Below are 13,786 nucleotides of genomic sequence, written 5' to 3'. Positions count from 1 at the left end.
ATATTTTTCATTTTTTTAACAAAATATTTATTTTATGTGATTCATCTACTGTAGCTAACATAATGGATTCGACTTCTGTACTCTCCTCTAGAAATTCTCTCGCCCACGCTTCTGTTTTTCCTAATAATGCAAGAACATCTTTCTGAATCCTCCCATCCTTTACTAATACAAAAGAAACTGGAGATTTTCTTCCCGCCACTTTAAGATCAAGCCGCGAAACTGCTTCATATTCTGGATACCGAAATATAGAAACGACACCGTTCGCTTCCCATAATGCTAATTTGATCGTTTGAATATCGCTCACATTTCGCATGCGAAGTTCCGAAAACAAATATTCCACGGTAATTCTCGCCTTTTTCAAATTGCTAAAATCAATGGAACCATTATGTATAAGAATGATAGGTGCTGGCTCTAAAAAGCGTCTCCATCTATCCCATTTCAGCATTAAAACTGAGCTTATAATATGAAGTACAACGAGTATGAACGTTGTAATCATCGAGCCCAGTAACCCTACTTTTTCATCAGACAATGCGTTAGAAATATTCCCACCAAGCAATAACACTAATACAACATCTAAAAAACGAAGTTGTGCGATAGACCTTTGCCCCATTGCTTTCGCAACTAATATTAAAAATATGTATGCTATAATAGCCCGAATAACCCATTCACTATTAGAAAGATGCCGTGCTCCTTCAAAAATATGCATATGCATCACTTTGCACTCCTTACCCGTCTCAAACTGCTATCCTGTTTTAGTTTGCAACGTTTATGAGCATATATGTAAAAAAAGCTGGTTCGTTTAAAAACGAACCAGCTTTTTTTACTTAACTGAAAACATATATTTTTTATAAGTTTTCCGTACCGATAGTATGAGCCCCATCATAATCATATTCGAGAATAAGGAACTTCCCCCATACGATAAGAAAGGTAATGCAATACCTTTTACAGGCATTAATCCAACGATCATACCGATGTTTTGGAATATTTGAACTGTTAATATACCGATTGATCCAGCGCATAATAATGTACCAAATAAATTATCAGCGGAATAACCAATAATAATTGTTCGATATAGTAGTAATAGGAACAAGAAGACAACTAAGGCTGCTACGATAAATCCACCTTCTTCGGCAATTGTAGCGAAAATAAAGTCAGTATGCTTCTCTGGGATATAGACGCTTCCTCCACCGTATCCTTTACCTTCCATTCCTCCACTACCTACAGCTAAAATCGATTGCTGTGTTTGATAACCTTGATCTGCATTTTCAAATGGATTTAACCAACCTACAATACGCGACTGTTGGTGAGGTTTTAGTAAAGTAACTAACTTATTATAGAAAAAATCTGGATACTTAAAGAAAATAAATATTAAAGCAGATAATATGGTCAACGGAATAACTGTACATAATGCTATCAATTTCTTTTGAATACCTGACATAAATAAAATACATGCAATAGCAGCAGCATATAAGAACACCATACCTGTATCCGGTTGGCTATATACAACAGCCATAGGCGGAAGAGAAACTAGCATAATTTTACCTACTAATTTTAAATCCGTTTGGAATGTCCTCGCCATATACTGCGCATTATGTTTCACAGCTATGCTCGCTACTACAAGTAGCAATGCAATTTTGAAAAACTCAGACGGCTGAATTTGTCCAAGTACTGGAAAAACGAACCATCTTTTTGCACCTAATTTTTCAGGTGTGAAGGTGGAAACCGGTAGTATTTTCAAAAGAATAAGTGAACCAAACCCGGCAATATAAAGTGGCCAAGATAATTTTTGCAATTGATCTAAGTCGATGCTTGCAACAAGAAGTAACAATACAACCCCAATTATGTAGTTAACACCTTGTTTCATAGCAAAGTTTGCAGCTCCATACTGTCCCGTTTGCTGACTGCTATATATAGCAGCTATACTCGTCACACATAGTGCACACAAAATTAAAATTAATTTTACATCTAAACTTTTTAGAAACTCGGTACTTCTTTTCATGACATCCTCCTGAAACATTGTTACGGCAAAAATAAAAAACCAGGAGTCAACATTCTTCATGTTTTGACGACTGATTACACATTATCTATAAAACACTTATATAGAATAACTCTCTTTTTCATACAATACAATATATTATACTACAGTTTCATCAGTAAGATTTGCCAAAAAAATTATTCTTTTCTTATTTTATATCCATATACCATATATCAGCAATGTATTTTCGTAAATTCCTAATACATAATCGTTTATTGTAAGATTACTGGGAAAGGTATTTATACATATAGTAGGATGTAGATGAAGAAATAAGATAATAAAAAGCTCGCATAAGCGAGCTTTTTATTAATATACAGATGTATTGTTTTCTGACATGTTTTCTAAAATTTCTTTAACACGTCCTAAGAACTTACCACAAATTAAACCATCAAGTACTCGGTGATCAAGTGATAAACATAAGTTAACCATATCACGAGCACCGAACATTCCGTTATCCATAATTACTGGGCGTTTTACAATTGATTCAACTTGTAAAATAGCTGCTTGCGGGTAATTAATAATACCCATAGATTGAACAGAACCGAATGATCCTGTGTTATTAATTGTAAATGTTCCACCTTGCATTTCGTCTGCTTTTAACGATTTCGTACGTACTTTTCCTGCAAGTTCTGTAATTTCACGAGCGATACCTTTAATTGTTTTCTCGTCCGCTTGCTTAATTACTGGTACAAATAGTTCTTCCTCTGTTGCAACAGCGATAGAAAGGTTAATATCTTTCTTCTGAACAATTTTATCGCCAGCCCACATTGAATTAATTTGAGGATACTCTTTTAACGCTTGTGCTACTGCTTTTACGAAGAAAGCAAAGAACGTTAAGTTAAAGCCTTCACGCTTCTTAAAGTCACCTTTAATTGAGTTACGGTATGACACAAGGTTTGTCACATCTACTTCAATCATCATCCAAGCATGTGGTGCTTCGTGTTTACTACGTAACATGTTTGCTGCGATTGCTTTACGCACACCTGTGACTGGAATTTCGATATCTCCAGGCATTGTAGGTACAGAAACTGGTTTCGCAGCTTCTACTTTTTGCTCTACTGGTGCTGCTTTTGGTGCTTCTGGGCGAGCTTCTACTACCGCCGCTACAGCTTCATCTTTCTTCGCCGCACCTGCTTGCGGAATATTTCCAGATTCCACTAGCTTTAAAATATCTTTACGAGTGATACGGCCGTTTGCTCCCGTACCCTCTACTAGATCTAAATCAACGTTATGCTCACCCGCAAGTTTTAACACAGCTGGTGAAAAACGTGGTTTTCCATCAGTTGGTTGTTTTACTTTCGGTGCTTTTTCAGGCGTAATTGCTGCTGCCTTTGGTTCTTCTTTCGTTTTTTCCTCAACAGCTGTTGCTGCTACTTCGTCTGCGCCTTCTACTTGAATCACACAAACTACTTCACCTACAGCTAACGTATCACCTTCACCAGCGATTAACTCTTTCACAATACCAGTGAAAGAAGATGGTACTTCAGCATTTACTTTATCAGTCATTACTTCTGCAAGCGGATCATACTTGTTTACGTGATCGCCAACATTAACGAGCCATTTACTAATTGTGCCCTCTGTAACGCTCTCCCCGAGCTGAGGCATTGTAATATTTTCTACAGCCATGTATAGTCCCCCCGATTAAAATTCCGCAAGTTCACGCATTGCTTTTTCAACTTTATCTGGATTTACCATAAAGAATTTTTCCATTGTTGGTGCATATGGCATTGCTGGAACGTCTGGACCTGCAAGACGTGCGATTGGCGCATCTAAATCAAATAGACAGTTTTCAGCAATAATTGCTGCCACTTCACTCATAATGCTTCCTTCTTTATTGTCTTCTGTTACAAGAAGAACTTTACCTGTTTTAGAAGCTGCTTCAATGATTGCTTCTTTATCTAATGGATATACAGTACGTAAATCAAGAATGTGTGCAGAGATGCCATCTTGTGCTAACTTTTCAGCTGCTTGAAGAGCAAAATGAACACATAATCCGTACGTGATAACTGTAATATCATCACCTTCACGTTTTACATCTGCTTTTCCGATTGGTAATACGTAGTCATCCTCCGGCACTTCACCTTTAATTAAACGATATGCACGTTTATGTTCGAAGAATAATACTGGATCTTCATCACGAATGGCTGCTTTTAATAAGCCTTTTGCATCATATGGTGTAGAAGGGATAACGATTTTTAAACCTGGCTGGTTTGCAAACATCGCTTCTACAGATTGTGAATGATACAATGCACCGTGAACCCCCCCGCCAAACGGTGCACGGATTGTAACTGGACAAGTCCAATCATTATTAGAACGATAACGAATTTTTGCTGCCTCAGAAACAATTTGGTTTACTGCTGGCATGATGAAATCAGCAAACTGCATTTCAGCGATTGGACGCATACCATACATTGCTGCACCAATTGCTACCCCAGCAATTGCAGATTCTGCAAGCGGTGCATCAAGCGCACGATCTTCACCAAATTGATCATACAAACCGTGTGTCGCTTTAAACACGCCACCTTTTTTACCAACATCTTCTCCTAAAACGAATACTTTCTCATCGCGTTCCATTTCTTCGCGCATTGCTAATGTAATAGCATCAATATAAGACATTACAGCCATGAAACGTTCCCCCCTATTCTGCGTATACGTGCTTCAATGCATCTTCAGGTGCTGCATACGGAGCATTTTCTGCATATTCTGTTGCTTCATTTACGATATGCATAATTTCGTCTAACATTTGTTTTTCCGATTCCTCAGTTAACACACCAGCTTCTTTTAAATAAGCCGCGAATGTTATAATTGAATCTTTTTTCTTTGCTTCTTCTACTTCTTCTTTATCACGATAAACACGATCATCATCGTCACTAGAATGTGCTGTTAAACGATATGATACTGTTTCAATTAAAGTTGGGCCTTCACCACGACGACCGCGATCTGCTGCTTCTTTTACAGCTTTATATACTGCAAGCGGATCGTTTCCGTCTATTGTATATCCAGGCATACCATAACCAATTGCACGATCTGATACGTTTTTACATGCTAATTGTTTTTCAACCGGAATAGAGATTGCATATTTGTTATTTTCACACATAAAAATAACAGGTAGTTTGTGTACACCAGCAAAGTTTGCCCCTTCATGGAAGTCACCTTGGTTTGAAGAACCTTCTCCAAATGTAACGAACGTTACTAAATCTTTCTTCTCCATTTTTCCAGCTAGTGCAATACCAACTGCATGTGGTACTTGCGTTGTTACTGGAGATGAACCTGTAACAATACGATTTTTCTTTTGACCGAAGTGACCAGGCATTTGACGACCACCAGAGTTTGGATCTCCAGCTTTCGCGAAAGCAGACAACATAAGCTCTTTAGCTGTCATACCAAATGCTAGTACAACACCCATATCACGATAGTATGGTAATGCATAATCTTTCTCTCTATCAAGAGCGAACGCCGCTCCAACTTGTGCAGCCTCTTGTCCTTGACAAGAAATTACGAATGGAATTTTACCAGCGCGGTTTAATAACCACATACGTTCGTCGATTTTACGTGCAAGTAACATCGTACGGAACATTTCTAATACTTGCTCATCACTTAAGCCAAGCTCTTCATGGCGCTTTTCTTTTACTTCTGCCATTTTTCATAACCTCCTAAATCCACATTTTTATGCGTGTAACGCTCTTCCATCTACAGCAAGTGCTGCTTCACCAATCGCCTCAGATAATGATGGATGCGGATGAATTGTATGTGCTACTTCCCAAGGTGTTGCATCAAGTACTCTTGCAAGACCAGCTTCAGAAATCATATCTGTTACATGTGGTCCAATCATATGAACACCAAGAATGTCATTTGTCTCTTCATCAACTACAAGTTTTACGAAACCATCTGATTCTCCGTATACAAGTGCTTTTCCGATTGCGCGGAATGAGAACTTACCTACTTTTAACTTATAGCCTTTTTCTTTCGCTTCTTGTTCTGTTAAGCCAACAGAAGCAACTTCTGGACTGCTATATACGCATTTTGATACCATAGAGTAATCAATTGGTGTAACTTCTTTCCCTGCAATATGTTCTACTGCAGCAATTCCTTCATGAGAAGCAACGTGAGCAAGTTGCAGGCCACCGATTACATCTCCAATTGCGTAAATATGCGATTCTTTCGTTTGATAAAACTCATTTGTTTGAATGTATCCTTTTTCCACAACGATATCTGTGTTCTCTAAGCCAATATTTTGCGTATTCGCTTGTCTTCCTACAGATACAAGCATTTTTTCTGCTTTAAATTCTTTGTTTTCACCGTTGTGTTCAGCTTGGATTGTTACTCCATTATCTTTTACCAATGTTTCTGGTAATACTTTTGCACCAGTTACCACTTTAATACCTTTTTTCTTGAATAGACGTTGCATTTCTTTTGAAACGTCTTGATCTTCTAGTGGTAATATCGTTTTTGCATACTCTAATACTGTAACTTCTACACCGAAGTCAGCAAGCATAGATGCCCACTCAATACCGATTACACCGCCACCAACGATAATAATCGAACTAGGAAGCGTTTCCATTTTTAGGGCATGATCCGAAGACATTACGTATTCTCCATCTAATTCTAAACCTGGTAATGAATTTGGACGAGAACCTGTTGCAACAAGTACATTTTTTGGAATTAACATTTCATTCTCTTCTCCACTTGCAAGTTCAACTGAAATTGTCCCTGGCATAGGAGAGAAAATAGACGGGCCAAGAATACGACCAATACCTTCAAACACATCAATTTTACCTTGTTTCATTAAATGTTGAACGCCTTTATGAAGCTGCGTTACAATCTTCTCTTTACGCTCTTGTACTTTCGCAAAGTTTAGTTCTACATTGCTTGCAATAACTCCGAACTCTTCGCTTTTTTTAGCAGTTGCATATACTTCCGCACTACGTAAAAGAGCTTTACTAGGAATACATCCTTTGTGTAAACAAGTACCACCAAGATTTTCTTTTTCGACTAGTGCTGTTTTTAACCCTAATTGTGATGCACGAATTGCAGCAACATATCCACCAGTACCGCCGCCAACGATGACTAAATCATATTCTTTTGCCATTATCTCAACCCCTAGCTACCGTTTCTTTTTCACGTACAACGTATTCTTTTGGAGCTTCTTCTTCACGTAATACACGAAGTGCTCCTTCTGCTAACGCTTCTAACTCATCTTCGCCTGGATGTACGATAACATCTGCAATCCAGTCCACTCGCTCTTTTATTTCATCGACAAGAATTTTACTGTATGCCAGTCCACCAGTTAATACGATTGCATCGATTTTCCCGTGAAGTACAGCGCTAGCTCCGCCAATCTCTTTTGCAACTTGATATGCCATTGCTTTATAAATAAGAGTTGCTTCAGGATCACCTTTTTCAACCATTTGCTCTACTTTAATCGCATCATTTGTACCGATTAAACTTACAAGTCCACCTTGTCCGACAAGTTTTTTAATCATTTCATCACGGTAATACTCACCAGAGAAACACATTTCTACTAGTTGCCCTACTGGTACTGTACCAGCGCGCTCTGGACTAAATGGTCCTTCTCCGTTTAAACCGTTATTCACATCGATTACTCTTCCTTTTTTATGAGCACCAACTGTAATACCGCCACCCATATGTGTAACTAATAAATTTAAATCCTCGTATTTGTGATTTAACTGTTCAGCTACTTTACGAGCAACTGCTTTTTGATTTAATGCATGGAAGATACTTTTGCGTTCCATACCAGCAATACCACTTATACGAGCAACCGGCTCCATCTCATCTACAACGACAGGATCCACAATGAATGCAGGAATGTTTAATCCAGAAGCAATTTCATATGCTAAAATGCCTCCAAGGTTTGAAGCGTGATGACCGCTAAAGCCATTTTTCAAATCTTCTAACATCGCATCGTTTACTGTATACGTACCGCCTTCGATTGGACGAAGTAATCCACCACGCCCACAAACAGCGTTTAATTTTGAAATGTTAATACCATGAGAATGTAGAACTTCTAAAATCGTTTCTTTTCGAAACTCATATTGGTCGATAATTCTCTTATATTTTCCAATCTGTTCTACGTCATGACGAATCGTTTCTTCTAGAACGGGTCTTTCATTATCAAAAACACCAATTTTTGTGGATGTACTACCTGGGTTAATAACAAGAATTCGATTTACAGACAATGTTGCTACCTCCACTAATAAATTCAAAAGGAAGCGGAAACCTCATAAGAGGTAACCACACCTTTTGTAAAAGTTATATATGAATGATTAGCGACGGCTAATAATATCGTGACCGTTGCGTAAGTAAGTGCTACGAGAATTTTTCAAGCTTGCAATGCGCTCTTCAGCTAGACGATCTGCCGCTACATAAGTTGCTATGCCATCGCGTTTTGAAATTTCGATTACTTTTGCAATCGTGTCATAAATAGACTCAACACGTTTTAGTGCACGTTCTCTATTGTATCCATATAATTCGTCTGCTACGTTAATTACGCCACCTGCATTAATTACATAATCTGGTGCGTATACAATACCCATTTCATGAATGATGTCACCGTGACGATCTTCTTTTAATTGGTTATTTGCAGAACCTGCGATTACTTTTGCTTTAAGTTGTGGAATAGTTTCATCATTAACTGTTGCGCCTAATGCACATGGTGCGTAAATATCGCATTCAACACCGTAAATTTCATTTGGTTCAACTGCTGATGCACCGAATTCTTCTACAGCACGTTGTACAGCTTCTTTATTAATATCTGTAACGATTAATTTTGCTCCTTCAGCGTGTAAATGTTTGCATAGATGATATGCTACGTTACCAACGCCTTGAACAGCAATTACTTTTCCTTCTAAATTGTCAGTACCGAAAGCTTCTTTTGCAGCTGCTTTCATACCACGATAAACACCGTATGCAGTTACTGGAGATGGGTTACCAGAAGAACCGAATGATGGTGAGATACCTGTTACAAAGTCAGTTTCTTCGTGGATAATATCCATATCATCTACTGTTGTACCAACATCTTCAGCTGTAATGTATCGTCCGTTTAGTCCTTGGATATAACGTCCTAGTGCACGGAACATTGCTTCGCTCTTATCTTTACGAGGATCACCGATAATTACTGTTTTCGCACCACCTAAGTTTAAACCAGCTGCTGCGTTTTTGTATGTCATCCCTTTTGCAAGACGCAATGCATCTTCAATCGCCGCTTCTTCAGAATCATATGTCCACATTCTTGTTCCACCAAGAGCCGGTCCAAGTGTTGTATCATGAATTGCAATAATTGCTTTTAAACCAGATTCTTTATCTTGACAAAATACCACTTGCTCATAATCATATTTTTCTAAGTATTCGAATATTTCTAATGTCATTGTCGTTTCCCCCTAATGTTTTACCCTTTTTGGTTTATTTTGAAGCAGTCGCAACTGCCAATGCTAATGAATATACTTTTGTTTCTGCTGAATCAGCACGAGATGTTAAAACAATCGGTGCTTTTGCGCCAGCAATCATTGCTCCTACTTTTGCATCCGCAAAGTATACGAGTGATTTATATAGCACATTTCCAGCTTCAATCGTTGGGACGAGTAAAATATCTGCCTTACCTGCTACATCACTTACTATGCCTTTATGCTCTGCTGCAATTTGTGATACTGCATTATCTAAAGCAAGTGGTCCATCAACGATACAATCTTTAATTTGTCCGCGGCGATTCATTTGTGTTAACATCGCTGCATCAATTGTCGCCTGCATCGCTGGATTCACAACTTCTACTGCTGCAATTGGTGCCACTTTTGGCAAGTCCATTCCTATTGCCCGGGCAACTTCTACAGTATTTTGTATAATAGCAGCTTTTTGTGTTACATCAGGTGCGATGTTCATCGCTGCATCTGTAACGAAAATAAGACGATCATAATTTGGAACTTCAAATGCTGCTACATGTGAAAGTACGCTACCTTTACGTAGGCCCCACTCTTTGTTTAACACAGCCTTCAAAATATTCGCTGTTGGGATGTTCCCCTTCATAAGCACGTCTGCCTCACCATTTCTCACAGCTTTAACAGAAAGTTCTGCAGCCTCTGCATTAGACATTGCTGCAATCACTTCAACATGTTCTGAAGTTTGTAAACCATGTTCTTGTAGCATCCCCATTATTTTTTCTTGATTTCCATATAGACGAAATTGAGCTAGCTGTAATTTAATTGCTTTCGCTACAGCTTCAATTACTTCATGATCTTCAGCTACTGCTACAGCTACAGTTTTTTTAGGCTTTCCCGCTGCTTGATCAATTAAGTATTCTAACTTCATATTTTGTAATCAACCCTTTCCGTCGTCCCTCGTCTATTTATAAAGCAAATACCGTGCCAACTTTTAAAAGTGGTCTTACCAATAATGAAAACGCATTCAAAATGCAGTAAAATCAATACTTTGGAAAATAACGAAAGATTCTGTCTTATTTTGTCGCTTTTTGTATACCATGCAATAAATTGCGCGGTGCGCAATTTATTGCATGCTATTTTTTGCATGGTCATACTTTTCTAGCTTATAATATAAATTTCGAACGGAAATTCCTAACGCTTTTGCAGTTTGTGTTTTATTCCCATCAAATCTCTCCAAATATTCATGAATAATATTCCCTTCAAACTCTGTTACTAAATGTTCAAGTGGCTTTTCTTCTAATTCAGGTAATAAATGAGATTGCTTTGACTCCACCTGCTCTTCATTATGTAATGGTGGTAAATGTTGTACATCAATATAGATCTCGTTATAATTCATAAAAATAATCGCTCGTCCTAAAATATTTTCAAGTTCTCTCACATTTCCTGGCCATTCGTATGATTGTAAATATAAAATAGCTGAATCAGTGAGCCCTTCTACATTACGACCATAATCTTGATTAATTTTTTGAATCAACCTGTCCGCAATTTTCGGTATATCTCCTTTACGTTGACGAAGAGATGGAATTTGAATTGGAATTTTATTTAATCGATAATATAAATCCTCCCTAAACTTCCCTTCTAGAATAGCCTTTTCTAAATTCACATGTGTCGCTGCAATTACTCGAACATTAATGGGTATCGCTTTCGTCCCACCAACTTTTACAATTTCTTTTTCCTGCAATACACGAAGGAGTTTCGCTTGTGTATTTGCAGATAACTCCCCTATTTCATCTAAAAAAATACTACCGTTATTCGCTTCCTCAAAGAACCCACGTTTCCCGCCTCTTTTCGCTCCAGAAAACGCCCCTTCCTCATAACCAAATAATTCACTTTCTAACAACGTCTCCGAAATGGCCGCACAGTTTACACGGACGAATTTATTGTATTTTCGATTACTTCCATTATGGATTGCATGTGCAAACAATTCTTTACCAGTCCCAGATTCACCGCGTAACAGTACCGTTGCTGGTGTATTCGCTCCTAGCTTCGCCTGTTCGATAGCTGCCGTTGTTTCATCTGAATTTCCGACAATATCATCAAATGAATATTTTGCTTCTAATGTGCGAATAATTTGCCTTGCTCTATTCAATTCATTTGTTAACTTTTGAATTTCCGACACGTCACGGATAACGCCAACGCTTCCTTTCAATATTCCATCCACAATAACTGGCGCTACGTTTACAATTACATCGCGCTTTTTTTGCCCAATCTTCATATGTATTCCGCGCACCGCACGACGCGTTCGAAGTACTTTCATATGCATACTTTCGCCTTCTACAATATCAGTTGTAGCAGGCTTCCCAATAATATCTTCTTCTGTTAGACCCGTTAATTTCGTATATGCCGGGTTAATGACTAAACCTCTTCCTTTTTCATCCACAACCGAAATCGCTTCTTCAGATGAGTTGATAATTGCCTCTAATAGTGTTTGAATTTCTTTTAAGTCTGTAACTTCTTCCGCTAAATCTACAACTTCTGTTATATCTTTAAAAATTGCAAATGCCCCTTGTACCTCTCCGCCTTCTTTTAATATCGGTATACGCGTTGTAATAATTTTCTTTCCATTCTCTAATGTTAGTTCATAATTTACTTCTATTTGTTTCGTACGTATAATGCGAAGTAATTTACTAGTGGGAATGACTTCTAAAATATATTTTCCTATCGCCTCTTCTTTTTTATATCCGATAATACGCTCCGCACTTTTATTAAAAAGACGAACTTGTCCCTCTCGATCAATTACGATCATGCCGTCATGCGTAGAATTTAAAATTAATTCTCCTTGTTGCGTTTGTTCCTCTAACCTCCCAATTAACCCTTCCTTCTCATGCGCTAATCCTGTAACAATTTTTGCAATATCACCTGGTATAAGAAGAGTGTCTTTTTTCTTTTTTTCCAATAAAACTTTATGTACATCATCTTCACCTGTCATATCAAATATTACATCGATATGCATAGAAAGAAATGGAGTTACACTTTCTCCAATTGCAATTCCATATTCCTTAGCAATTTGTAATCCTTTTGCCAACGGATTTATATCAATAATCCCTATAATTTGAAATATATTCGAACTATGTAACAGATTCAGCAGTGCGCTCCCGCCTTCACCTGCACCAACAATTAATACTTTTTGTTTCATATATTACACTTCCTCTCGAAGTAACTCTGCAAATTTTTTCACACCCTTATCTTACTCGTTCAGCACCCTCTTGACAAACCCCCTTTCCGTATAACATCATTAAAATATACGAAATAATCTGAAAAGGAGAGTTATGTATGCAGCGTTACGTTGCTCTACTATTAGCACTCATCCCTATTTCATTAGCTGTGTTTGGTATAAAGTTAATGAGAGATACTGTATTCGGGATTCTATTTCCACCAATCTCTATACTGTGGTTACAATTTTTAATCGGTGCTCTCTGCTTCGGGCTCGGGTTTTATATCTTCGGTGGCTTCGTCTTGCACCGAGACCGTAAACGAAATAAAGTACAAGCTCGCTTTAGAAGATAGGAAGGCCCCACTATTTATAAATAAAAAAATGAGACCGTTACACGCGGTCTCATTTTTTTATTGGCAACAACGTTCTTGCCGTTTCAGGGTAATCAGTAATAATCGCCGATATATTCATATCAAAATATTTACGCATAAGCGTTTCTTCATTAATTGTATAAGGGCGAACCTCTACACCACTTTCCATCGTTAGTTCGGCAATAGCATCTTGAAGATAACGATAATTCGGATGTACTGCTGTAGCCTCCATTTTTTTCGCGTATGCCCACGGACTATGCAAACCTTCGCGATATAAAATTGCTGTTTGAATATCAGGAGCCATCATATGACACCGTTTCATACTGTAGTGATTAAACGAAGAAAATATAACACGATCCTCTAAACTAAATTTCCGTACAAGCGTTATAACTTCTTCCTCTAAACCTCTGTATGGAATTTTATTATTTTTAAGTTCAATATTAAGTAGCAAACTCGTTTGTTCAAGCCATTCTAATACCTCTTCTAAAAGTGGTATTTTACAAAACCCTACTTTATCACCAAATTTATAACTTGCATCTAACTTGCATAAATCCTCATATACATAATTCCGAACCGCACCTTTTCCATTTGTTGTTCGGTCCACCGTTTCATCATGAATGACGACAACTTTTCCATCTTTCGTTAATTGAACATCAAGTTCAATTCCATCCGCTCTAAAAGACTCAGCCGCTTCAAATGAAATCATTGTATTTTCTGGGTACGTTCCAGCCGCACCACGATGTGCAAATATAAGAGTCATCCTCACTCCCCCAAT

Annotated in this window: 12 protein-coding genes; 1 reads left to right on the top strand and 11 read right to left on the bottom strand. The window is 37.8% G+C overall.

The genetic code is table 11. The annotated features are described in order from the left end of the window. Positions 1-7: 7 nt before the first annotated feature. The 10 genes from BUA87_RS16665 to BUA87_RS16615 form a co-directional block, all read right to left on the bottom strand. Positions 8-712, bottom strand: a complete 705-nt coding sequence (locus tag BUA87_RS16665; RefSeq protein WP_000550963.1) for a DUF421 domain-containing protein — start codon at positions 710-712, stop codon at positions 8-10. A gap of 108 nt (positions 713-820) precedes the next feature. After that, positions 821-1,999 (bottom strand): FtsW/RodA/SpoVE family cell cycle protein, encoded by a 1,179-nt coding sequence (locus BUA87_RS16660; RefSeq protein ID WP_000831182.1) that lies wholly within the window; start codon positions 1,997-1,999, stop codon positions 821-823. A gap of 342 nt (positions 2,000-2,341) precedes the next feature. Continuing rightward, on the bottom strand, positions 2,342-3,661 hold the full coding sequence (locus BUA87_RS16655; protein WP_072940281.1) for a dihydrolipoamide acetyltransferase family protein: 1,320 nt from the start codon (positions 3,659-3,661) through the stop codon (positions 2,342-2,344). Between the two features lie 15 nt (positions 3,662-3,676). Further along, the gene (gene bfmBAB, locus BUA87_RS16650) at positions 3,677-4,660 is read right to left on the bottom strand and encodes a 3-methyl-2-oxobutanoate dehydrogenase subunit beta (RefSeq protein ID WP_000290071.1); all 984 of its coding nucleotides are present in this window, start codon (positions 4,658-4,660) and stop codon (positions 3,677-3,679) included. A 13-nt stretch (positions 4,661-4,673) separates the two neighbouring features. Next, positions 4,674-5,675 (bottom strand): 3-methyl-2-oxobutanoate dehydrogenase subunit alpha, encoded by a 1,002-nt coding sequence (gene bfmBAA, locus BUA87_RS16645; RefSeq protein WP_000852551.1) that lies wholly within the window; start codon positions 5,673-5,675, stop codon positions 4,674-4,676. Positions 5,676-5,702: 27 nt separating this feature from the next. Next, positions 5,703-7,124: a dihydrolipoyl dehydrogenase gene (gene lpdA, locus BUA87_RS16640; RefSeq protein WP_001051295.1), complete on the bottom strand. Its 1,422-nt coding sequence runs from the start codon at positions 7,122-7,124 to the stop codon at positions 5,703-5,705. A 4-nt stretch (positions 7,125-7,128) separates the two neighbouring features. Then, positions 7,129-8,232: a butyrate kinase gene (buk, locus tag BUA87_RS16635; RefSeq protein WP_000115781.1), complete on the bottom strand. Its 1,104-nt coding sequence runs from the start codon at positions 8,230-8,232 to the stop codon at positions 7,129-7,131. An 87-nt stretch (positions 8,233-8,319) separates the two neighbouring features. Then, positions 8,320-9,420 carry a leucine dehydrogenase gene (locus BUA87_RS16630; RefSeq protein WP_000171355.1) on the bottom strand — a complete coding sequence of 367 codons (1,101 nt, stop codon included), beginning with the start codon at positions 9,418-9,420 and terminating at the stop codon, positions 8,320-8,322. Between the two features lie 34 nt (positions 9,421-9,454). Continuing rightward, the gene (yqiS, locus tag BUA87_RS16625) at positions 9,455-10,354 is read right to left on the bottom strand and encodes a phosphate butyryltransferase (protein ID WP_072940279.1); all 900 of its coding nucleotides are present in this window, start codon (positions 10,352-10,354) and stop codon (positions 9,455-9,457) included. Between the two features lie 195 nt (positions 10,355-10,549). Next, a complete protein-coding gene (locus tag BUA87_RS16615) occupies positions 10,550-12,622 on the bottom strand; it encodes a sigma-54 interaction domain-containing protein (protein WP_023522991.1) in 2,073 nt (690 codons plus the stop codon). A 137-nt stretch (positions 12,623-12,759) separates the two neighbouring features. On the opposite strand from BUA87_RS16615, the gene BUA87_RS16610 reads away from it, so the two are divergent. Continuing rightward, entirely contained in the window at positions 12,760-12,993 is a 234-nt protein-coding gene (locus tag BUA87_RS16610; RefSeq protein ID WP_001190211.1) for a DUF2627 domain-containing protein, read from the top strand. Positions 12,994-13,042: 49 nt separating this feature from the next. Here the strand turns inward: BUA87_RS16610 and BUA87_RS16605 are convergent, their stop codons facing one another. After that, positions 13,043-13,771 carry a glycerophosphodiester phosphodiesterase gene (locus BUA87_RS16605; protein WP_072940272.1) on the bottom strand — a complete coding sequence of 243 codons (729 nt, stop codon included), beginning with the start codon at positions 13,769-13,771 and terminating at the stop codon, positions 13,043-13,045. Between the last annotated feature and the right edge of the window lie 15 nt (positions 13,772-13,786).

This window comes from Bacillus sp. bc15, from assembly GCF_900142585.1.
Lineage (GTDB): Bacteria > Bacillota > Bacilli > Bacillales > Bacillaceae_G > Bacillus_A > Bacillus_A cereus.
The sequence above is the reverse complement of the archived record's forward strand: the minus strand, read 5'-3'. Positions and strand labels throughout refer to the sequence as shown.

Bases quoted from the DNA above. Each gene is read 5' to 3' on its own strand.
- BUA87_RS16665 (WP_000550963.1), bottom strand. From the start codon at position 712: ATGCATATGCATATTTTTGAAGGAGCACGGCATCTTTCTAATAGTGAA.
- BUA87_RS16660 (WP_000831182.1), bottom strand. From the start codon at position 1,999: ATGAAAAGAAGTACCGAGTTTCTAAAAAGTTTAGATGTAAAATTAATT.
- BUA87_RS16655 (WP_072940281.1), bottom strand. From the start codon at position 3,661: ATGGCTGTAGAAAATATTACAATGCCTCAGCTCGGGGAGAGCGTTACA.
- bfmBAB (WP_000290071.1), bottom strand. From the start codon at position 4,660: ATGGCTGTAATGTCTTATATTGATGCTATTACATTAGCAATGCGCGAA.
- bfmBAA (WP_000852551.1), bottom strand. From the start codon at position 5,675: ATGGCAGAAGTAAAAGAAAAGCGCCATGAAGAGCTTGGCTTAAGTGAT.
- lpdA (WP_001051295.1), bottom strand. From the start codon at position 7,124: ATGGCAAAAGAATATGATTTAGTCATCGTTGGCGGCGGTACTGGTGGA.
- BUA87_RS16630 (WP_000171355.1), bottom strand. From the start codon at position 9,420: ATGACATTAGAAATATTCGAATACTTAGAAAAATATGATTATGAGCAA.
- yqiS (WP_072940279.1), bottom strand. From the start codon at position 10,354: ATGAAGTTAGAATACTTAATTGATCAAGCAGCGGGAAAGCCTAAAAAA.
- BUA87_RS16615 (WP_023522991.1), bottom strand. From the start codon at position 12,622: ATGAAACAAAAAGTATTAATTGTTGGTGCAGGTGAAGGCGGGAGCGCA.
- BUA87_RS16610 (WP_001190211.1), top strand. From the start codon at position 12,760: ATGCAGCGTTACGTTGCTCTACTATTAGCACTCATCCCTATTTCATTA.
- BUA87_RS16605 (WP_072940272.1), bottom strand. From the start codon at position 13,771: ATGACTCTTATATTTGCACATCGTGGTGCGGCTGGAACGTACCCAGAA.